This is a genomic window from Haloferax sp. Atlit-6N (genome assembly GCF_003383195.1).
GTDB lineage: Archaea > Halobacteriota > Halobacteria > Halobacteriales > Haloferacaceae > Haloferax > Haloferax gibbonsii.
This window is the reverse complement of sequence record NZ_QEQJ01000004.1, coordinates 348,412-367,206: the sequence shown is the minus strand read 5'-3', so window position 1 is coordinate 367,206 and position 18,795 is coordinate 348,412. Positions and strand designations below refer to the sequence as shown.

23 protein-coding genes are annotated in these 18,795 nt (G+C 69.1%); 10 read left to right on the top strand and 13 right to left on the bottom strand.

Annotation, left to right across the window (positions count from 1 at the left end):
• Nucleotides 1–34: 34 nt before the first annotated feature.
• The 4 genes from DEQ92_RS15860 to DEQ92_RS15845 form a co-directional block, all read right to left on the bottom strand.
• Nucleotides 35–1,501, bottom strand: coding sequence for an MATE family efflux transporter (locus DEQ92_RS15860; protein WP_304999705.1), 1,467 nt, complete (start codon nucleotides 1,499–1,501; stop codon nucleotides 35–37).
• 209 nt (nucleotides 1,502–1,710) lie between these two features.
• Nucleotides 1,711–2,292 carry a 2Fe-2S iron-sulfur cluster-binding protein gene (locus tag DEQ92_RS15855; RefSeq protein ID WP_049905177.1) on the bottom strand — a complete coding sequence of 194 codons (582 nt, stop codon included), beginning with the start codon at nucleotides 2,290–2,292 and terminating at the stop codon, nucleotides 1,711–1,713.
• 183 nt (nucleotides 2,293–2,475) lie between these two features.
• A complete protein-coding gene (gnd, locus tag DEQ92_RS15850) occupies nucleotides 2,476–3,375 on the bottom strand; it encodes a phosphogluconate dehydrogenase (NAD(+)-dependent, decarboxylating) (protein ID WP_004976480.1) in 900 nt (299 codons plus the stop codon).
• A gap of 95 nt (nucleotides 3,376–3,470) precedes the next feature.
• Nucleotides 3,471–4,343 carry a RimK family alpha-L-glutamate ligase gene (locus DEQ92_RS15845; RefSeq protein ID WP_115805390.1) on the bottom strand — a complete coding sequence of 291 codons (873 nt, stop codon included), beginning with the start codon at nucleotides 4,341–4,343 and terminating at the stop codon, nucleotides 3,471–3,473.
• Between the two features lie 141 nt (nucleotides 4,344–4,484).
• On the opposite strand from DEQ92_RS15845, the gene DEQ92_RS15840 reads away from it, so the two are divergent.
• Nucleotides 4,485–5,579 (top strand): aminopeptidase, encoded by a 1,095-nt coding sequence (locus DEQ92_RS15840; protein WP_004976478.1) that lies wholly within the window; start codon nucleotides 4,485–4,487, stop codon nucleotides 5,577–5,579.
• Between the two features lie 116 nt (nucleotides 5,580–5,695).
• Nucleotides 5,696–6,208 carry a high-potential iron-sulfur protein gene (locus tag DEQ92_RS15835; protein ID WP_049905176.1) on the top strand — a complete coding sequence of 171 codons (513 nt, stop codon included), beginning with the start codon at nucleotides 5,696–5,698 and terminating at the stop codon, nucleotides 6,206–6,208.
• Between the two features lie 4 nt (nucleotides 6,209–6,212).
• Here the strand turns inward: DEQ92_RS15835 and DEQ92_RS15830 are convergent, their stop codons facing one another.
• A complete protein-coding gene (locus tag DEQ92_RS15830) occupies nucleotides 6,213–6,515 on the bottom strand; it encodes a rubrerythrin-like domain-containing protein (protein ID WP_050459214.1) in 303 nt (100 codons plus the stop codon).
• Nucleotides 6,516–6,670: 155 nt separating this feature from the next.
• On the opposite strand from DEQ92_RS15830, the gene DEQ92_RS15825 reads away from it, so the two are divergent.
• The 3 genes from DEQ92_RS15825 to DEQ92_RS15815 are packed head-to-tail and all read left to right on the top strand — an operon-like array spanning nucleotide 6,671 to nucleotide 8,017.
• Nucleotides 6,671–7,072, top strand: coding sequence for a 30S ribosomal protein S6e (locus DEQ92_RS15825; protein WP_004976475.1), 402 nt, complete (start codon nucleotides 6,671–6,673; stop codon nucleotides 7,070–7,072).
• A gap of 24 nt (nucleotides 7,073–7,096) precedes the next feature.
• Nucleotides 7,097–7,534 carry a hypothetical protein gene (locus DEQ92_RS15820; RefSeq protein WP_008096630.1) on the top strand — a complete coding sequence of 146 codons (438 nt, stop codon included), beginning with the start codon at nucleotides 7,097–7,099 and terminating at the stop codon, nucleotides 7,532–7,534.
• A gap of 54 nt (nucleotides 7,535–7,588) precedes the next feature.
• A complete protein-coding gene (locus DEQ92_RS15815) occupies nucleotides 7,589–8,017 on the top strand; it encodes a DUF5807 family protein (protein ID WP_004976473.1) in 429 nt (142 codons plus the stop codon).
• Between the two features lie 63 nt (nucleotides 8,018–8,080).
• Here the strand turns inward: DEQ92_RS15815 and DEQ92_RS15810 are convergent, their stop codons facing one another.
• Both DEQ92_RS15810 and DEQ92_RS15805 read right to left on the bottom strand, forming a co-directional pair.
• A complete protein-coding gene (locus DEQ92_RS15810; protein ID WP_004976472.1) occupies nucleotides 8,081–9,319 on the bottom strand; it encodes a DHH family phosphoesterase in 1,239 nt (412 codons plus the stop codon).
• Between the two features lie 103 nt (nucleotides 9,320–9,422).
• Nucleotides 9,423–9,884, bottom strand: a complete 462-nt coding sequence (locus DEQ92_RS15805) for a universal stress protein (RefSeq protein ID WP_004976471.1) — start codon at nucleotides 9,882–9,884, stop codon at nucleotides 9,423–9,425.
• 101 nt (nucleotides 9,885–9,985) lie between these two features.
• On the opposite strand from DEQ92_RS15805, the gene DEQ92_RS15800 reads away from it, so the two are divergent.
• Nucleotides 9,986–10,441: a universal stress protein gene (locus DEQ92_RS15800; RefSeq protein WP_004976470.1), complete on the top strand. Its 456-nt coding sequence runs from the start codon at nucleotides 9,986–9,988 to the stop codon at nucleotides 10,439–10,441.
• 27 nt (nucleotides 10,442–10,468) lie between these two features.
• On the opposite strand, the gene DEQ92_RS15795 is transcribed toward DEQ92_RS15800, so the two are convergent.
• Nucleotides 10,469–11,023, bottom strand: a complete 555-nt coding sequence (locus DEQ92_RS15795; protein WP_004976469.1) for a GNAT family N-acetyltransferase — start codon at nucleotides 11,021–11,023, stop codon at nucleotides 10,469–10,471.
• Nucleotides 11,020–11,388, bottom strand: coding sequence for a universal stress protein (locus DEQ92_RS15790; protein ID WP_004976468.1), 369 nt, complete (start codon nucleotides 11,386–11,388; stop codon nucleotides 11,020–11,022). Before DEQ92_RS15790 ends, DEQ92_RS15795 begins: the two co-directional genes overlap by 4 nt.
• 121 nt (nucleotides 11,389–11,509) lie before the next feature.
• Between DEQ92_RS15790 and DEQ92_RS15785 the strand changes: the two genes are divergently transcribed.
• Complete coding sequence (locus tag DEQ92_RS15785; protein WP_004976467.1) at nucleotides 11,510–12,268, top strand: DUF5806 family protein; 759 nt, start codon at nucleotides 11,510–11,512, stop codon at nucleotides 12,266–12,268.
• A gap of 49 nt (nucleotides 12,269–12,317) precedes the next feature.
• Here the strand turns inward: DEQ92_RS15785 and DEQ92_RS15780 are convergent, their stop codons facing one another.
• Nucleotides 12,318–12,839, bottom strand: a complete 522-nt coding sequence (locus tag DEQ92_RS15780) for a hypothetical protein (RefSeq protein WP_004976466.1) — start codon at nucleotides 12,837–12,839, stop codon at nucleotides 12,318–12,320.
• Nucleotides 12,840–12,963: 124 nt separating this feature from the next.
• Here DEQ92_RS15780 and DEQ92_RS15775 point away from each other — a divergent pair, with 124 nt between their 5' ends.
• The gene (locus DEQ92_RS15775) at nucleotides 12,964–13,416 is read left to right on the top strand and encodes a hypothetical protein (RefSeq protein ID WP_115805389.1); all 453 of its coding nucleotides are present in this window, start codon (nucleotides 12,964–12,966) and stop codon (nucleotides 13,414–13,416) included.
• A 33-nt stretch (nucleotides 13,417–13,449) separates the two neighbouring features.
• Here DEQ92_RS15775 and DEQ92_RS15770 read toward each other — a convergent pair whose 3' ends face one another.
• Nucleotides 13,450–14,739 (bottom strand): dihydroorotase, encoded by a 1,290-nt coding sequence (locus DEQ92_RS15770; protein WP_115805388.1) that lies wholly within the window; start codon nucleotides 14,737–14,739, stop codon nucleotides 13,450–13,452.
• 111 nt (nucleotides 14,740–14,850) lie between these two features.
• The gene (locus tag DEQ92_RS15765) at nucleotides 14,851–15,537 is read right to left on the bottom strand and encodes a lipoate--protein ligase family protein (protein ID WP_115805387.1); all 687 of its coding nucleotides are present in this window, start codon (nucleotides 15,535–15,537) and stop codon (nucleotides 14,851–14,853) included.
• Nucleotides 15,538–15,591: 54 nt separating this feature from the next.
• Between DEQ92_RS15765 and DEQ92_RS15760 the strand changes: the two genes are divergently transcribed.
• Together DEQ92_RS15760 and DEQ92_RS15755 are read left to right on the top strand one after the other, a co-directional pair.
• The gene (locus DEQ92_RS15760) at nucleotides 15,592–16,503 is read left to right on the top strand and encodes a hypothetical protein (RefSeq protein ID WP_115805386.1); all 912 of its coding nucleotides are present in this window, start codon (nucleotides 15,592–15,594) and stop codon (nucleotides 16,501–16,503) included.
• Nucleotides 16,504–16,724: 221 nt separating this feature from the next.
• Nucleotides 16,725–17,417 (top strand): helix-turn-helix domain-containing protein, encoded by a 693-nt coding sequence (locus DEQ92_RS15755; RefSeq protein WP_004976461.1) that lies wholly within the window; start codon nucleotides 16,725–16,727, stop codon nucleotides 17,415–17,417.
• Nucleotides 17,418–17,617: 200 nt separating this feature from the next.
• On the opposite strand, the gene DEQ92_RS15750 is transcribed toward DEQ92_RS15755, so the two are convergent.
• Nucleotides 17,618–18,745, bottom strand: coding sequence for a hypothetical protein (locus DEQ92_RS15750; protein ID WP_050459222.1), 1,128 nt, complete (start codon nucleotides 18,743–18,745; stop codon nucleotides 17,618–17,620).
• Between the last annotated feature and the right edge of the window lie 50 nt (nucleotides 18,746–18,795).

Genomic DNA, 18,795 nt, shown 5'->3' with positions numbered 1-18,795 from the left:
GTAAAACCGTTGTGGAACCCACGCCGGCGGCCGATTACGTTCCGGTCGCGTCGGCGTCGACGACGCTGTGTTTCCACGTGCCACGGGTGAACCACGCCGTGGCCGCAATCGCGCCGAGAATCTGCCCGACGGCCATCCCGAGCCAGATGCCCGTCTCGGCGAACCCGAACTGGAACGAAAGCAGGTAGACGATTGGCACGCGGCCCAACCAGAGCGCGAACAGCGAGAAACCGAGGGCGGTCTTGGTGTTCCCCGCGCCGCGGTACGCGCCGAGGACGACCTGGAGGACGCCGATGAAACCGAATTCGAACGCCCGGATGCGGATGTACTCGACGCCGAGGTCGATCGTCTGGGCGGCCGACGCGGTCCCGGTTTGGAGGAAGAACGCGACGATGGGTTCGGCGAAGACGTAGGCGAGCACGCCGGTGACGAGCATGACGCTCGCGCCGACCTTGGCGGCGAGCCAGACGGCGCTCTCGGCGCGGTCGGGTTTCTGCGCGCCGAGGTTCTGGCCGACGATGGTGTTCGTCGCCCGTCCGAGGCCGAGCGCCGGGAGGAACACCAGCGACGTGAGTCGGTTGCCGAGGCCGAACGCGGCGACGACCTCGGGCTTGAACGTGACGACCATCGCGGTGAGGGTGATGAAACCGAGGGCGGTGGCGGACTGCTCGATGGCGCTCGGGACGCCGATATCGACGATTTTCTTGATGTACTCGAACTGCGGGCGGAAGTCGGCGAGCTGCACGTCGGGGCCGGCGCTCGTCCCGAAGATGACGTAGATGCCGATGATGGTGGCGACGGCGCGAGAGAGGACCGTCGCGTACGCCGCGCCGGCGACTTTGAAGCCGTCAAAGCCCGTGGCGGTGAAGAGGCTCGCCTGAAGCCCCTCTAATCCGAGCATCGAAAACAGCGGATTGGCGTCGAAGCCGAAGATGAACACGGGGTCGATGACGATGTTGATGACGACGCTGATGAACATCACGACCATCGGGGCGCGGGTGTTGCCGTAGCCGCGCATGAGCGCGGAGAAGACGAAGAAGCCGAAGAGGAACGGTAGGCCGAGGAAGAACACGCGCATGTAGTCGCCGGCGAGGGGGATGACCTGCCCGGCGGTCGCCTCCGAACTCGGGAGGACGCCGAGCATCGCGTCGGTGGCGAAAAAGCCGATGACGCCGACGACGACGGCGATGACGGTGATGAACGTGAGCGTCTGCCCGGCGACGGTCCCGGCGGAGCCCTCGCTTTTCGCGCCGGTGTACTGGGCGACGAGCGTGCTCCCGGCGACGGTGAAGCCGCCGCCGACGGAGATGAGTAGGAAGATGAGGGGAAACGCGAGGCTGATGGCGGCGACGGCGTCGGTCGAGAGCCGACCGAGCCAGACGGTGTCGGCGAGGTTGTACGCCACCTGGAGGAGTTCGGTGACGATAATGGGCCACGCCAGTTCGAACATCGGCCGTTTGAGGTCGCCTTCGGTGAGGGAACCTCCTTCGGGGAGGGACACTGAACAGGTGAGACACGCGGAGACCGTTTGAAAGCGTCGATAGGCGTCTTCGCCCCTCGGATTCGCCTCGCCGACAAGCGGGAGCGACCGGGGGCGACAGCCGCGAACCGTGAACCGCGAACCGCGAACCTCGGGGCCGAACGGGACGGGCGCGGCTCACCGAAACGGGTGGCGTCGAGAGAAACGGTGGGTGGTTGCGGTTCGTCGCGTTACGGCGCTTCGCCGGTCTCGATGGCGAAGTCGGCCTTCGGGTAGGCGACGCAGGTGAGCGTGTAGCCGTTGTCCATCTCCTCGTCGGAGAGGGTCTCCTGCGTGTGGTGCGTGATGTACTCCTCGGCCGGGCCGTTGGTAATCTTCGCGGCACAGGAGACACAGGAACCCTGCCGGCACGCATAGGGGAGGTCCATCCCGGCGTCTTCACCCTGGTCGAGCACCGTCTCGTTGCTCGCCAGTTCGATGGTCTCGCCCTGCTTGACGAACTCGACTTCGAAGTACTCGACTTCGTCTTCGGGCATGTCGGCGGGGCTCGGCTCTTCTTCCGCCTCCTCGCCTTCGAGCTCGGCGCCCTCTTCGCCGCCCGCGACCGCGGCGACGCCGCCGCCCCCGCCGATGGAACGGTTCATCGGCTCGGGGAAGTCGGTCTCTGCGACGGTCGCCGCGCGGCGTTCGAGGACTTCCTGTGTGATGTCGGCGGTCGGCTCCCAGCCGGTGCCCTTCGAGTAGTGCAGGGCGACGGCGAGGAGTACCAGGACCAATCCGGCCCCGACACCCACCAGACTGATGACTGCCATACCGGCGGATATGGAGGGAGGGGTTAAGGAAATTGTGATTGTGGCGGCACCCGCGGGCGGTCGATTTCACCGCCGAGACGCGGGTCTCACGCGGGTTCCCACAATATCGAGGTGGCCCTCGGTATCATATCGAGGCCGCCCCCGGTATCGCGCTCGCGCCGACGGGGGCCGCGTCAGACCCCGTCAGTCGTCCTTCCGAGCGACCTCGTGGCGGCCGAAGCCGTACCGGAGCCGGTTGGCGAGGCGACGGGAGAAGCGGTCGTCGGCGCGGGAGCCGAACCGCTCGGCGAGCGACTGGTAGATGAGCGGGACCGGGACCTCCTGTTCGAGCGCCTCCTGGACCGTCCACGTGCCCGTCGAGCCGCCCGCGACGTGGTCGTCCACGTCGCCGAGGTCGCTTCCCTCCTCGCGGAACGCCTCCTCGCAGAGTTCGAGAAGCCACGAGCGGATGACCGCGCCGTTGTTCCACGTCTGCGCGACCGATTCGAGGTCGAGGTCGTAGCGGCCCTCGGCGAGCAGTTCGAAGCCCTCGCCGTACGCCTGCATCAGCGCGTACTCGACCCCGTTGTGGACCATCTTCACGTAGTGGCCGGAGCCGGAGTCGCCCATGTGGCCGTGGCCGGCGGGGCCGGTCGCCACGGCGTCGAAGACGGGAGACAGCTCGTCGTAGGCCCACTGCGGGCCGCCGACCATGAGCGAGAAGCCGAGTTCGGCACCGGCGGGGCCCCCGGAGGTGCCGCAGTCGAGGTAGGCCGCCGAGCACGCCTCGGCGCGCCGCACGGACTCCTCGAAGTGGGAGTTGCCGCCGTCGACGACCACGTCGTCCCCGTCGAGATGCGGGTCGAGGTCGTCGAGGGTCGCGTCCACCGCGTCGCCCGCGGGGACCATGAGCCAGATTCGCTTGTCGTCGCCGAGCCGGTCGACGAGGTCGGCGACGCTGTCCGCGGGTTCGGCACCCGCGTCGGCGGCCGCCGCGACGGCTTCCGCCGAGAGGTCGAAGGCCACGACCTCGTGCCCGGCATCGAGCACTCGGTCGACTACGATGCGCCCCATCCGGCCGAGGCCGATGACGCCTAATTGCATGCGTCGGCATCGTCCGCGGGGGGTGGTAGTGGTTGTGGTTTGGCGCGTGCGCGGTCGCCGCCGAGACCGACCGTTCCGCCGACGGTACCGACCGCTCAGAGCCGCGCCAACAGCGCCTCGGCCAATCGGTCGCCGGCGGCGTCGTCGGTCCGGAAGAAGAGCTCTGGCTCGATGAGTTCGACTTCGAGGAGGAGGAAGTCGTCGCCGCGCTCCACGCCGTCGACGCGGGCGTACAGCGGCGGGTCGCCGCCGAGGTGGGCCGAGACGGCGTCGACGACGCGCCGGGCGTTATCGAGCAGCGTTTCGCTCGGCTCCTCGACGTGGACGCTCCCGCCGTGTTTCTCTTGGACGCGGTAGTCGCCCGGCTCGGGGCGCTTGACCACCGCGTGGCTGAACTCGTCGCCGAAGAAGACGAGCGACCACTCGCCGTCTTCGATGTCCGGCGCGAACTCCTGAACCAACACGTCTTTTTCTGCCACGAGGTCGTCCACCCACGGCTGGGCGTCGGCGGCCTCCGCGCGACTCAACTGTCTCGTCTCGAACGCGCCCGCGCTCACGGCGGGCTTGACGACGAGCTCGTCCCACCCTCGCGTCTCGAAGACGGCTTCGAGAGACACGTCGCCGCCGCGTTCGACGTACTCGGTCGGCAGCGTCGACACGCCGGCGTCGGCGAGGTCGCGCAGGTAGAACTTGTGGCTGTTCCAGTCGAGCGTCGTCGGCGGGTTCCACACCGCGCAGTCGGCGTCGGAGAGGCGGTCGACCCACGCGGCGTAGGCCCTCGGATGCCGGTAGTAGTCCCAAATCGACCGGACGACCACGGCGTCGAAGTCGCTCCAGTCGACCGACTCGTCGGACCAGACGACCGGCTCCGCCGCCACGTCACGCTCCCGGAGCGCCGCGAGGAACGAGGCGTCGTCGTCGACGAGTCCCGGGAGGTCCTCGGCGGTGGCGAGTGCGATGGAAGTCACGGGAGATGATGGCGGACATCGGGCGATAAGCGTTCTGTAACGCTCGGTCCGTTCGCCGCAATCACCGCTTTCGGGGCCGCGGTCGGGCGGCGTCGCGGCCGCAGACGCCGACGTTTTTACCGCCGCGCGCGAGGCTCGGGTATGGACGAACGCATCCACGAGCACGCCGCGGTGCTCGTCGACTGGAGCGCGCGAATCGAGGCCGGCGACGACGTGGTCGTCTCCGTCGGCGAGGGGGCCCACGACCTCGCGGTCGCCGTCGCCGACGCCCTCGGCGAGCGCGGCGCGAGCGTCGTCACGACCTACGCCTCCGAGGAGGTCCAGCGGGCGTACCTCCGCGCGCACGACGGCGACTTCGACCTCCCCGAACACGAACTCGCCCTCTACGAGGCCGCCGACTCGGTGCTCTTCCTCGGCGGCACCCGCAACACGGCGGCGACCGCGGACGTGCCGATCGAGACGCGGCAGGCCTACGGCCGCGCCACGAGCGAGGTCAAAGAGGCGCGCATGGACACCGACTGGGTCTCGACGGTCCACCCCACCCGCGCGGCGGCCCAGCAGGCGGGCATGTCGTTCGAGGAGTACGCCGACTTCGTCTACGACGCGATTCTCCGCGACTGGTCGGAACTCGCCGACGAGATGGCGAACATGAAAGACGTGCTCGACGCCGGTTCGGAGGTCCGCATCGTCAAGGCGGACACCGACCTCACGATGTCAATCGAGGGCCGCACCGCGGTCAACTCCGCGGCCTCCGTGGCCTACGACTCCCACAACCTCCCGTCGGGCGAGGTGTTCACCGCGCCCGTCGAGGACGCGGTCGAGGGCGAGGTGTTCTTCGACGTGCCGATGACGCTGGAGGGCCAGCGCGTCGAGAACGTCCACCTGACGTTCGAGGGCGGCGAAGTGGTCGACTTCTCCGCGGGCACGGGCGAGGACGCGCTCGCCGGCATCCTCGACACCGACGAGGGCGCGCGCCGCCTCGGCGAACTCGGCATCGGCATGAACCGCGGTATCGACCGCTTTACCGACAGCATCCTCTTCGACGAGAAGATGGGAGACACCATCCACCTCGCGGTCGGGCGGGCGTACGGCGCGTGTCTCCCCGAGGGCGAAGACGGCAACCAGTCCGCGGTCCACGTGGACATGATCACCGACATGAGCGAGGACTCGCGCATCGAAGTCGACGGCGAGGTCGTCCAGCGGAACGGCACGTTCCGCTGGGAAGACGGGTTCTGAGCCGTCACAGCGACGGATTCTGAACCCGCCGTCCGACGGGGTTGAGACGGTTAAGATACCATGTCCAACGGTAACTCTGCGCTTACTAAAACGGTCTGAGGACGTAGCTGTCGGCTATGGCGCGATTCGGCCGAACGAGGCGGCGGTTCCTCGAACTGGTGGGGAGTGGTGCGGTAGTGGGTGTCGCTGGCTGCCTCGGCGGTGGTGGCGGCGAACAGGAGACGGAGACGGAGACGACAACGACGGCAGAGGAGTCGGACGACGACCACGACGAGGAGCGTCCCGAGGGGGTCTCCGCGGAGGAGTTCGAACACGGCCCGGTTCCGGAGGCCTACCGGACGGCGCTCTCGCAGGCGAACGAGCAGCGGGACCCCGAGAACCTGTTCACGAAGGAGGCGGTCAAGTTCCAGGAGGCGGACGACGCCGTCGAGGCGGGCCTCACCGAGGCCGGACGAGACTGCGGCAACTGCGCGGAGTACATCCCCGACAAGAACGGCGACGGCTTCGGTGCCTGCGCGAAAGTCGAGGGCTACGTCGACCCCGCAGACTGGTGTTCGCTCTGGGAGTCCATCGAGGAAGCGGAGGCCGAAGGCGAGACGGGCGGAGACGAGACCGAATACGTCGTCTGAGGGGTCACTCCTGGGCCACGCCGATGTTCTTCAGCGACCCGCCGCACCGCGGACAGACCTGCTCGTAGACGCCGTGTCCCGAGCGGTGGCCGCAGGCGGTACACTCGTACCACGAGCGCTCGACGAGCGTCGTCGGCTCGGCCTCGACTAACATCTCCGTCCGGCGCTCGACGAGCGCGTCGGTCCGGCGTTCGACCAACTCCGCCGGGGGGCGCTCGACGAGGTCTGTCGGTTCGGGGCCGACCAGCGCCCTGGATTTGGCTTTGACGAGGTCTGCAGGCTCACGAGTGGTGATATCGTTGCTCATGAGACGGTGTACGTCGTGTCAGGTGTTAACTCTTACCAGTACGTGTCGTTCCTCCCTGACGCCGCCGAATTCGGCCGTTTCGCCCCGATTCGGCGGGTACGGTCCCGAGACGCGCTTTCGACGTACTTTTTATCCGCGACCGTTTTCATCCGCGCATGGCAGAATTCATGGTCGTCGTCGCCGACCCCGACACCGGTGCGACCTACCAAGTCGACGTCGAAGGACAGGACGCAAACCGATTCCTCGGCCGCGACCTCGGTGACGAGGTCGACGGTGCGGCCGTCGGTCTCGACGGATTCACGCTCGAACTGACGGGCGGTTCGGACAAGGCCGGCCGACCGATGCACCCCGACGTGCCCGGCGGCGCGCTCAAGGAAATCCTCGCCAAAGACGGCATCGGCTACAAGCCGTCCCGCGACGGCGAGCGCAAGCGCGTCACCGTCCGCGGCCGCGAGGTCTCCGGTGAGACCGTCCAGATCAACGCGAAGGTCGTCTCCGGTGAGGGCGACGTCGCCGCCGCCTTCGGCGAGGGCGACGACGAAGAAGCGGACGAATAACGCCGTCTCACTCCTCTCTTTCCCGTGCCAGAGCAACTGCCCTCCGACCATCCGTCGGTCCAGACGTTCCGCGCGAACATCGCCCGGAGCGGCGGTACCCGTCGCCCCTGCTTGCGCGTTCCGGACGACGTGACCGCCGAAGACGGCGATTTCGTTCGGCTCCACCTCGACGGCACCGCCTACCACGCCCGCCTCTCGGCCGACGCCTCGGGACTCGTGATTCGCGGCGCGTACGACAACAAGCGCCTCGCTCGCACCCCGAACAACGGCGAGAATCGGCTCGTCGAGTGGTGCCGAGAACACGACCGGGCCGACGGCGACGCCGTCGAACTCGACGAACTGGACGACGGCTACCAGTACGGCCTCCGCGTGCCGGGCGTCAGGCAGGTGTACCGCGTCACTGAGCGGCCGAACGACTCGCTTTCGAGCATCGCCGAGAAGTTCGGCCTGTCCGACGAGTGACCGGTCGCACTCCGAGACACGCCGCTTTTACGCGCCGACCGCCCTAGGCGGGGTATGAGCAAGGTAACGGAGTACCTCGCAGGCGAGCGCCTCGACGACGTGGCGCTCTATCTCACCCACGAGTACCTCGACAGCCAGGGCAAGCTCCCGAACATGGGCGTCGAAGTCGAAAACGGCTACGTCCTCGTCGTCCCCGGCGACGACGGCCGCCGGGCCTTCGCGGCCGGCACGGGCATGGACGCCATGGAGTTCGCCCAGACCGCCATGGGCAACGACGGCGACATCGACGACGACCTCAGCGGCGGCACCTGCCCCGAGGCGGCCGCCGACGAGAACCACGAGGTCAAGTTCATCTTCTCGTTCGCCGAGGCGCAAAACGAGGAGGTCGGCGGCATCTACGAGGAGGGCGACGTGGTCCACGCCTACGCCAAGTGTACCTGCGGAACGACGTACTCCGACCGCTGGGTCGTCGACGACGCGTAATCGACCCCCGCTTTTCGACGCTGGTTTTCCGCTTCGGAGTCGGTTTCGGAGTCGCGTTCGTCGTTAGCGCTCGGTCTCGACGCCTTCGTCGTCCGCCTCGTCCTCGTCGTCGGTTTCGGCTTCCGCTTCCGCGACCGCGTCTGCGACCTGTTCGAACGCCCGGAGGATGACGCGCTTCGTCGTCGCGCCCTGCGTCGTCCAGTGGTGGGCGTAGTCGAGCATGTCGTCGTAGATGTCGGGCTTACAGCCGGCGGCCTTCGGGTGGCCGCCGCCGTTGACGAGGTCGGCGACCTCGTGACAGCGCTCGAAGTCGTCGGAGCCGCGGATGCTGGCGCTCCCGGCGGGCTTGACGACGACCGCGGCGTCCGCGCCCGCCTCGCGGAGGGCGTCGGCGACCTCGTTCTGGGAGCACCGGCCGTAGGTGACGCCGACCGTCCAGTCGCCGACGGTCTTCAGTTCGGCGCGGTCGACGGCGGCCTGGATGAGGTTCTCCTTTTCGACGCGGCGGTGGGCGATGTACTCCTCGACGACCGGCGGGAGGTCCGCGCCGTACGCGCCGACGACGGCGACGTACTCCTCTTTCGAGGTCCAGTAGGCGTAGTCCGCGAGGTCCTGACTCCGCTCGTCTTCGTTCAGCCAGAGGTCGTGGTCGCGGGTGACGGCCGCGAGTTCGGAAAAGCGCTCGTCGAACTCGTAGTCGAGTTCGCGGAGCGTCACGTCGGTCGAACACTCCTCGTCGGACTCGCCGACGACGAGGTCGACGCCGGCCTCGCGGACCGCCTCGGCGACCTCCGGCTTCCACTGGTGGTGGTCGTACCAGTGAATCTCGCCCGCCGTCTCGACGAGCGCGGCGAGTTCCTCCTCGACGTACTCGAACTTGTCCGGACAGAGGTCACAGACGTACACCTCGACGCCCTCGGGGGCGTAGTCGGCCACGCGCTGGAGGTCGTCTTCGAGCGAGTACGGGCTCGACCCCATCAGCGCGACCGGCGACTTCGGTCGCTCTTCTTCCTCCTCGTCGTCTTCGTCCTCGTCCTCGTCGCTGAGTTTCTCCTCGATTCGCGCTTCGAAGTCGGCCACGTCGAGGGCCGCGTCGTAGGCCTCCCGGAGGAGGGCGACGCAGCCGAGGCCGTCGGCGTCGGTGTCGGTGACGACCGCGACCGACGCGTCTTCGAGCTTCTCCTTGGCGCGCTCTTCGGCGCGTTCCTCGTCGAACGAGTCGGGGTAGAAGAATCCGGCACCGGGGAGCACGGACTTGCGGGGGAGCGAGAGCTGAGAACTGTCGATGAGCTCGTCTTCCATACGCCGAACTCGGGCGCGACGGGGAAAACTCCTCCCGATTCCGTCGGCGGCGACCGCGTCGAACGGCTCGCGGCCCGCGACCGAACCGAGTCCCGCAGCCCGCTCAGGCGGCCTCGTCGCTCAGTAAGGAGTCCGTCGTCCCCTCTTCCAACTGGCGGACCGTCAGCACCGGCACCGGACAGGTCCGGACGACGCGCTCGGCGACGCTCCCGATGAGAAAGCGGTTCTCGCCGTGGCGGCCGCGGGTGCCCATGGCGACGGCGTCGGCGTCCACCTCGCGGGCGTAGTTCGAAATCTCGGCGGCGGGGCGGCCCTCTCGAACCGCGAGGGTCACGTCGCGGTCGGTCGCGGCCTCGACCTCGGCGAGCGCCTCCTCGCCGCGCTCGGTGAGCGCGTCGCGCATCTCGTCGCGGAGTCGCTCCGGCGCGGTCTCCACGTCGCCGGCGTCGACGACGTACAGCGCGTGGACCGACGCGTCGAACCGCTCTGCGAGGTCGACCGCGACGCGGACCCCCCGGCGGACGCTCGCCGAGCCGTCGGTGGCGATGACGATGGTGTCGAACATGCCTACGGGTTCACAGTGGGGCGGCATAAAACCAGTCTGGGACGACCGACCGTCGGGACCGTGGGGTGAGTTTTTTGTCGTCGCCCGACGCAGGTGGGGACATGTCACCGCGCCCGCTCTCTATCGACCTCGTTCTCGTGCCGGTCGACCAAAGCGACGAGGCGACGCGCGCGGCGGAGTACGCCGCCGCCGTCGCGGCCGAGTACGACGCCGCGGTCCACGCCGTCCACGTCCTCGGCGAGGACGTCGTCCGCGCCATAGAGCAGGGCGTCGTCGACGAGGACGCCGTCGCCGAGGACAGCAAGGCCGTCACCGACACGGTCTCGGCCCTCGCCGACGAGGCCGACGTCCCGGTCACCTCGTCGGTCGCCTACGGCTTCTCGCGGACGAGCAAGCTCCGCCACCCCGGAAGCGTCGTCCTCGACACCGCAGAAGAGCTGAACGCGGACTTCATCGTCGTGCCCCGAGAGCCGGTCTCGGGCGACCCCGGCGAAGTGCTCGCCAAGGCCGCCGAGTACGTTCTCCTGTACGCCAGCCAGCCCGTGCTCTCGGTCTGAGTCGCAGGTCGCCGTGGTCTGCCGCCTTCAGCCGCCCTCCTCGTCCGGGGGTTCGGCGAGCCGGATGGTCATCTCCAGTTCGAAGCTCTCGGCGTCGCTCGTCTCGAAGCCGACGGTCTGGTAGAGCCCGACCGCCGCGCGGTTCCAGCGCTCGACCGTGAGCCACACCTTCTCGACGCCGGACACTCGGCCGTAGCCGAGCAGCGCCTTGATGAGCCGCGTGCCGATACCGGCGCGCTGGTACGTCTGGTGGACGAAGATGGCGAGTTCGTAGGCGTCGCCGTCGGGGACGAGCGTCGCGTGACCGGCCACCTCGCCGCCGTCCCACGCGATGACGTTCAGGCAGTCCTCGTCGAGGATGTTCTCCAGCCAGTCGCGGATGCGGTCCTCGCGTCCCGGCGGGATGCCCTGCGCGCGGTCCGAGGGGTCGAACGCGTCGTACATCTCGACGAGCGCCTCCATCTCCTCGTCTGAGCCGTCGTAGGCGCGCACCTCGATGGTGCGGTCTTCCCTGTCGGTGAACGACAGCGGCGGCGCGTCGTACGGGTCGGCGACGGCGTCGGAGAACGTTCGGTCGCTCATCGTACTAGGGTGACGGTCACGTGGGAGTTCAAGAGGACGAACTCCGCGATGCTACCGATCTGTATCTTCCCCATCGGACTCGTCTCGCCGCCGCCGAGCACCAGTTGGTCGAACCCCTCGTTCTCGGCGAGGTCCACGAGGGCGCTCCCCGCGTCGCCGTCGAGCAGGCGGACGGTCGCCTCGACGCCCCGTTCGTCGAGCAGTTCCGTCACCCGCGTTTCGATGTCCTCGCGCGAGCGCTCGACCGACGGGTTGTCGACGATGGCGACCGTGAGGTCGTCGTCCACGTTGGCCGTCCGTTCGACCGTCTTTTCGAGCGCTCGGATGGAATCGTCGCTGCCACCGATTCCGAGCAGTACCTTCATGATTCCCAATCTCGCGGTCGCGATAGAAAACCCTTGCCCGGAATCGGGGGGCGACACCCCCGCCGGCGGGGGGACCGCGCGTCGCGGAACCCTTTTCGGCCGTGCCGCGGTAGCCCGCGGTATGACAGACGAGTCCGACGAGTTCGAGACCGGCGCGGGCGACGCCGAGGAGGCGACTCGCGCCGACGCGGACCCGGGTGCGGAGGCGGACGAAACGGCGGCAGACGCGGCGACGGCAACTGCGGAGACGACAGACGCGGAACCGACGGACGCGGAGGCCGCCGACGCGGCCGAGGCCGGCCCGGCCGACGCTGACGCGGCCGACCCCGAGGCCGACGCCGACGGTGCAGATTCCGACGCCGAAGACGTCGAAGACGCTGTTCCGGAGGACGTACAGAAGTACGCCCGGTTCAAGAAAGTCGACGGCGCGCAGTACGACCGCGTCAACGACTTCCTCCGCCAGCGGACCTACGTGACGGCCCGCGAGTGGGCCATCGCGCGACTCTGCGCCGACTTCCGGACCGAGACGGGCGTCGAGATGACGAAAATCGGGAACAACCTCCCCGAGCTCGTCCCCTTCATGACCGACACCTACACCCCGCAGGCGGTCAATCAGGCCCGCTCGGCGTTCCGAGACAAGGTCCGGAAGTCGGGCGCGACGTTCCTCTACGGCGCGATGTCGGGCTTCTTCACGGCCGAGGAACTCGACGAGATGATGTACGAGGTGACGGAAATCGCCAAGTTCCTGCTCGAAGTCGAGGGCGTCGACCTCTCGGTCGAAGAGGAACTCGAAGCCGAAGAGCGCATCTCCAGCGTCATGCGGGAGGTCCGCGAGGCGAGCACGGAACTGCGACAAGAAGAGCTGTCGGACGAGGAGTGAGCCCTCGCGGCCGGGGTCGGTTCAGAGCCGACTCCGCGCCGACTCGGAGTCAGGGGAAAAGCGGGTCCGGCTCCGACTGGACTAACTCGACGCGTCGGTCCGCCTCGACCGGCCGGACGTAGAGGCGCAGTTCGCCCCGTTCTCGCGCCTTCGTCGCCATCGCGTCCACTTTGTCCAGCCCGTAGTACAGCGGGACGACGACGGCCTTCGACGCCGCGGCGTCCTGGACGACCGAGACGACGAACACGGTGTCGTCCTCGCGGGCGCGGTACACGTCGTAGCGGTCGAAGGCGGCCGACTCGACCCACGTCGACAGCGACTCGAACTCGCTCCCGGGGACGAGCACGTCGAAGCCGACGCGCTCCGTCGCCTCGGGCAGGTTCGCCGGCGGCAGCACCGTCACGTCGCCCGGGTGGAGCACGAGCGTCTCCCAGCCCTCGTCTTCGTACTCGGCCGCGGTCGCCTCGGCGTCCTCCACGACCGTCTCCCAGAACGACAGCAGTCCCGTGAGTGCGTGCGGTTCGTCCGCGTTCGGGCCGCGACCTCGGGGCGGCGTCTGCTCGTCGGTCATGCGTGTCACTCCCTCGGGGTGTCGGACGGGAAAAGGATTCGCTTGCATCGGGGTCGTCCGACTCCCGGCCGACGCCCCGGCCGCGACGGAACTGCTATCTGTCTCCCCGCCGACAGTCGGCCCGATGCGATGGTCGCTCCGCGCGGTCCTCGGCTCGCTCCAACTTCCCGTCGCCGGTGTCGGGGCCGCGCTCCTCGCGTTCGTCTGGCGGACCGCCGTCACGATGCCCCCACCGCCGCCCGGAAGCGACGGCTTCGTCCACGGACTCGCGGGCTTTTTCCTCCTCGTGTTCGGACTCGTCGGCTTCGTCCTCCTCGCGGGCGGCCTGCTCATCCCGCCGGGACCGGGCTACGGCGTCGAGTTCACTCGCAACCAGCGCTGGCTGTTCGCCTACGCGCTGGTCTCGCCGGCCCTCGCCGTGGGCGGCTTCCTCGCGGCCGTCGTCGCGTCGTCGGCGCTCGGCGGACTCGGCGGTCTCGCCGGGTCGGCCGTCTCGCTCGTGGTCCTGACGGCGCCGCTCGCGGTGCTCGTCGGCGTCGGCTGGAAAGGCGCGCAGGTCGCGGCCGCGCGGTTCTGAGCGGGCCGCCCCCCGGTCGGTTCCCGTCTCCGGTCAGTCGCGAACGTTCTCGCCTGCGACTTCGCCGAACTCGTCGCCGTCCCAGACGAACTCGCCGCGGAGCATCGTCCACTCGGGGAAGACGCCGGTGTGGCCCTCGAACGGGGTCCAGTCGCACTTCGAGTGGAGGTCCGCGCCGCGAATCTCGCGGGCGGCGTCGAGGTCGTAGAGCGCGAGGTCGGCGTCAGCGCCCGCCTCGACTCGGCCTTTGCGCGGCAGGTCGAACACCTCGGCGGGGGTCGCCGCGACCACGTCGCGGACGCGCTCGGCGGTGAGGTCGCCGGCGACGACCGCGCCGAGAAGCAGGGGAACCATCGTCTCGACGCCGGGGACGCCGCTCGGGGCGTCGAGGAGTGACTGTTCTTTCTCCTCGCGCGTGTGCGGCGCGTGGTCCGTGGCGACCATGTCGATGCGGCCGTCGGCGAGGCGCTCGAACATGGCCTCGCGGCGCGCCTCGGACCGGAGCGGCGGGTTCATCCGGCCGTAGGTGCCCAACTCGGCGAGGTCGTCGCGGGACAGAAACAGGTGGTGCGGCGTCGCCTCGCAGGTCGCGCCGCCGTCGCGGGCGGCGTCGACGCCCTCGGGCGTGCTCGTGTGGGCGACGTGAATCTGCGCGCCGGTCTCGCCGCCGACGCGGACGGCGCGCTCGACGGCGGCCGCCTCGGCCTCGGCGGTGCGGTAGGCGCTCCACGCGTCGGCGTCGGCGTCGCGGCCGACCCCGCCGAGGTCGCCCTCGATGGCGGACTCGTCGAACAGGTCGGCGTCCTCGGCGTGGACCGTGACGGGCACGCCCGCCTCGCCGGCGCGCTCCGCGGCCTCGGAAAACAGGTCGGCCTCGATGCCCATGTCGCCGGTCGAGTCGGCGAGGAACACCTCGCCGAGGGCGAAAAGCGGGCGGTCGAGGAGGCTGTCGGGGTCCCAGTCGGCGGTGACGCCGCCGTTGATGCCGTAGTCGATACACGACTTCGCGGCGCGCTCGGCCTTCGCGTCGAAGCTCGCGCCGTCGGTCGTCGTCGGGTCGGTGTTCGGCTGGTCGGCGACGGTCGTCACGCCCCCCGCGGCGGCGCTCCGCGCGCCCGTCTCCCACGTCTCCTTGTGTTCGAATCCCGGTTCGCGGAAGTGGACGTGCACGTCGATAGCGCCCGGTAGAAGCAGGTTCTCCTCGGCGTCGACGGTCTCCTCGTCGGCGACGGGGTCGAGGTCGCCGACCGCCTCGACGGTCCCGTCCTCGACGCGGACATCGACCACGCGGCCGTCGGCCAGCGTCGCGTTCTCGATTCGCATACGAGGGGGTGCGACGCGCCGGGTGCTAAGTCCGGCGGTTCGGGTAGTCGCGGTTCGGGGAGCGGCCGCGGCCGGGTGCGTCGCCCCGCGGGCGGTCGTGGCTGAGGACGCTCACGCGAGGTCCGCCGCGTCTTCGACTCGCGTCTCCGCGTCGCCGACGAAGACGGCTTCGAGGGCGTCGCAGACCGCGTCGGGGCTTCCCGGGCCGCCGGCGTCGGCGACGCTGCCCACCGAACCCGGGTCGAAGGGGACCTCGATGGCCTCGTAGACGGGCGCGAGCACGTCGGCGATTTCGTCGCGGTCGGCGACGACGACCACGCCGGAGACGAGCGCGCTCTCTTTTCGGACCCGCTGGGCGATGCCGCAGAGTTTCCCGCCCGCTTGGACCGAGTGGTCGCCGGGGCAGTACGACTCCGGAGGCTCGCCCCGCCGCGCGGGCACGCCGAGAGTTCGCAGGGCGCGGACGACGGCGGTCGTTCCGGCCTCGTACCGCGCGTCGAGTCCGGCCCGGGCGTCGTCGAGCGGGAGCGCGTGTGCGAACGCGACGGTGGTTCCCGTGTAGGCCACGGCCCGGCCGCCGACGGAGCGCTCGACGGCCGGGAAGCCCCGCTCTTCGGCGGCGGCGACGGCCTCGTCGTACCGCGGGGCGCGGGTGTCGCGCCTGCCGAACGCGAGCTGTCGGTGCGGCGTCCACGCCCGGAAGGCCGGTTCGCCCGTTTCGCCCGCCTCGCGGAGCATGGCCGCGGTGACCGCCCGGTCTGCGTCTCGGTCGGGCCCGCGGCCGCGGATGACGCGCATGCCCGAAGGAAGCACCCCGACGTACCTAAGAACACCCGTCCCGTCCCGACGACCATGCTGCGACTGCCGCGGTCGATGCTCTCGCGCTTCGAGCGCTTCTCGCTCTACAACTCGCCGTACCCCGCCCACGACGGCGGCTGTGCCATCGACCTCTACGTCGCCGACGACGACCCGGTGGCCCGCTCGCCCGTCGCGGGCGTCGTCCGCGAGACGCGGACCGTCCGCGCGCCCGACAAGCCCTACGCCCACGACGACGAGTACCTCGTGCTCGTCGACGTCGACGCCGAGGCCACCGGGCTGGACTGGCTCGGCGACGCCGTCGACGACCCCCGCGACGGACTGGTGGCGCGAATCCTCCACGTCCGACCCGACGTTGCCGCGGGCGACGAGGTCGCGGTCGGCGACTCGCTGGGACGACTCGTCCGCTCCGGCTTCTTCGCCCCGTGGGTCGCGAACCACGTCCACCTCGGCTTCCGCCCCGCGGACGCGAATCAGCACCGCGCCCGGGGGTCGCTCCCGGTTTCGACCGACGTGACCGTCTCGCCGCTCGACTGGGACGGGACGGGAACCGTCGTCGAGACGGCCGAGACGTTCGTCGTCCTCGACGCCCCGACCCGCGCCGACGCGGGGGTCGGACCGGACGAGTTCGTGGGCCTCGGCAGCGACGAGGGCGTCGTCCTCGACGGCGGCCTCGCCCACTACGGGTTCGGTGGCACGCTCTCTTCCGTCGCGGACGGGCAATCCCTGTCGCTCCTCGGCGAGCGAGTCGGTCGGACCGCCGGCCGGGACGTTCCGTGGGCCGACTTCGACGTGCTCGTCGACGGAATTCGTGTGACTGGAATGTCATTATTCGCGTCCCGAACCGACTTCGGGACCAAGGTCGTCTGTCCCGGCCACGACCTCGCCGTCGGCGACGAGGTGTCGGTCGCGATTCGCCCCAGCGACGACCCGGTGCGCCTCGACTGATTCGACAGAAATGATTTAATACTAACACGAACGCGCCGCCCGATGGCGACCGACCGAACCCCTCCATTCTGGGGGGTTAGTTTTTAAATGCCTTTACTATGAAAGGCCGAGTCTCCGCAAAAAATATCCTTCGCTCACTCGTATTTTTCTCTGTTTGTGAGACTCGATATACGAACGTGCACCGTCGTTTCAGTCTTCGACGCCGCCGTCTCCGCGCCGCGATGACTGACGACCGCGACACCGGGTACGAGGTCGAACTCGGTCACCCGCTGGCCGGCGCGTCCCCCGATGCGACGCTCGAAGACCCCGAATTCGAACTCACGTTCGTCGGCGGTATCCCGGTGTCGGGCGAGCCGGTTCCCTACTTCGTCGCCCGCGGGAGAGACCGCGAGGAGCTCGACGACTTCCTCGACGACCACGTGAACATCGAGTGTTTCGAGCCGGTCTCCGACGGCCCCGAGGGACGGCTCTACCGCTGTGAGTGGGCGACTCACGAGGGCGACATCATCTCGGCGATTCGCGAGTGCGACGGCATCGTCCGGCGGATGGTCGGCACGAGGTACGGCTGGTCGCTGTCGGTGTACTTCGCGTCGAACGAGCTGACGACCCGGTTCCACGACGCGTGTCTCTCCCGCGACATCGATATCGACGTGCGCCGGGTCGAACCGGCCCGCCTCGACGAGCGCCACCCGCCCGACAGCGACCTCTCGGAAAAGCAACTCGCGGCGCTTCGGCTCGCCTTCGAACGGGGTTACTTCGAGACGCCGAAAGAGACCGGCCTCGACGACATCGCGAGCCGATTGGGCATCACCGAACAGGCGCTCTCACAGCGACTCCGGCGAGCGCTCCGACACCTCGTCGGCTCGGCGATAGACGATATCGACGACATCGACCGCGACTCGCGGTCCGAGTGAAGAGCCGACGACGCGTCAGAACGGGACCGTGGTGGGGATGTGGCAACCGGGCGCGGATTGCCACGGTGGTGTCGAAAGTGGACCGCGACGGAGGCGACCTGCGGTCTCTCCGGCGGTGCGCCCGTGTGGGGGGTGCCACCGACGCATATCGGTACGCTGATTCTAGTAATATATCTGACCCTTGTGTGGACAATCGGTATTTAAGCGGCGTCGAAGTAATCGAGGTACTCCGAGGCGAACGCACGGACCTCGTCGTACGTCGGCGGCGACCCGTTTCGGACGAAGTGTCCCGCGACGGCGTTGCCGACGACGAGCGACTCCGCGCGGCCGAGGTCGAGGACGTGCGCGAGCGCGAGTCCGGCGTTGAAGTGGTCGCCGGAACTCGTCGTCAACACCGGGTCGTCCGTCCGGGGAACGCCGACGGTCGCGGCCCCCTCGTCGTCGATGAGGTGGGCCGCTTCGATGCCGTGGCCCGCGAAGCGACTGACGCCAAGGTGCTCGAACGCCGCCTGCGACTCGCGGCCGAAGTCGTCGCTCTCGACGCCCGCCAACCGCGCGAGATAGCGCGTCTCGTAGCGGTTCGCCGACGCGACGACGCGCACCGCGTCGTCCAGCGCGGACACCTGTTCGACGCCCGCGGCGACCACCTCGGGCTCCCGCTTTCTGAGGTCGCCGGGGTCCAAAAGCAGCGTCTCCGGCGGGTCCGACAGCGTCGGCCACAACTCCTCGCGGAGGCCGCGGGCCACGTCCGGTAGCTCGGGCATCTCCGACCAGTAACCCATCCCGACGAGCTCGGTCCCGTCGACCAGCTCGGCCAGTCGGTCGAGGCCGACCCGCGACTCGATTCCGGCCCAGTCGAGCGTCATCAGCGCGCCGATTTCGGTGAGCATCAGCTTCCCGTCGTCGAACTCGACGGCGTCGGTGTAGCCGGGCGACCCGAGCGTCTCCAGCGGGAGGTGGCCGAACTCCTCGACGAACGGCTCTTCGACCGGCTCGCCGAGACAGCCGACGACCCCGGGCTCGAACCCCAGTCGGTCGAACGCGCGGGCGAGGTGACTCACGTGTCCGCCGGTTCGGACGTTCGACTGAATCCACTCGAACGAGAGCGAACTCTCGGCTTCGACCGAGTCGTTCACGCGGTCGGCGAACGCTTCGAGCGTCGGCACCCGCTCGTAGGCGTCGGCCGACTGCCGCTCGGAGACGAACTCCCGAACGCGGTCGATGTAGCCGTCGAACCCGAACAGCACCCGCCCGCCGTCGACGGTCTCCGGGAGCGCGTCCCGACACGACTCTACCGCACGGACCGTCGTCTCGTCTGGGGTTTCCATGGCGCTTCGTTCGGACGACCGCCAATTAGTGTTGCCGCCGCCGGCGACAC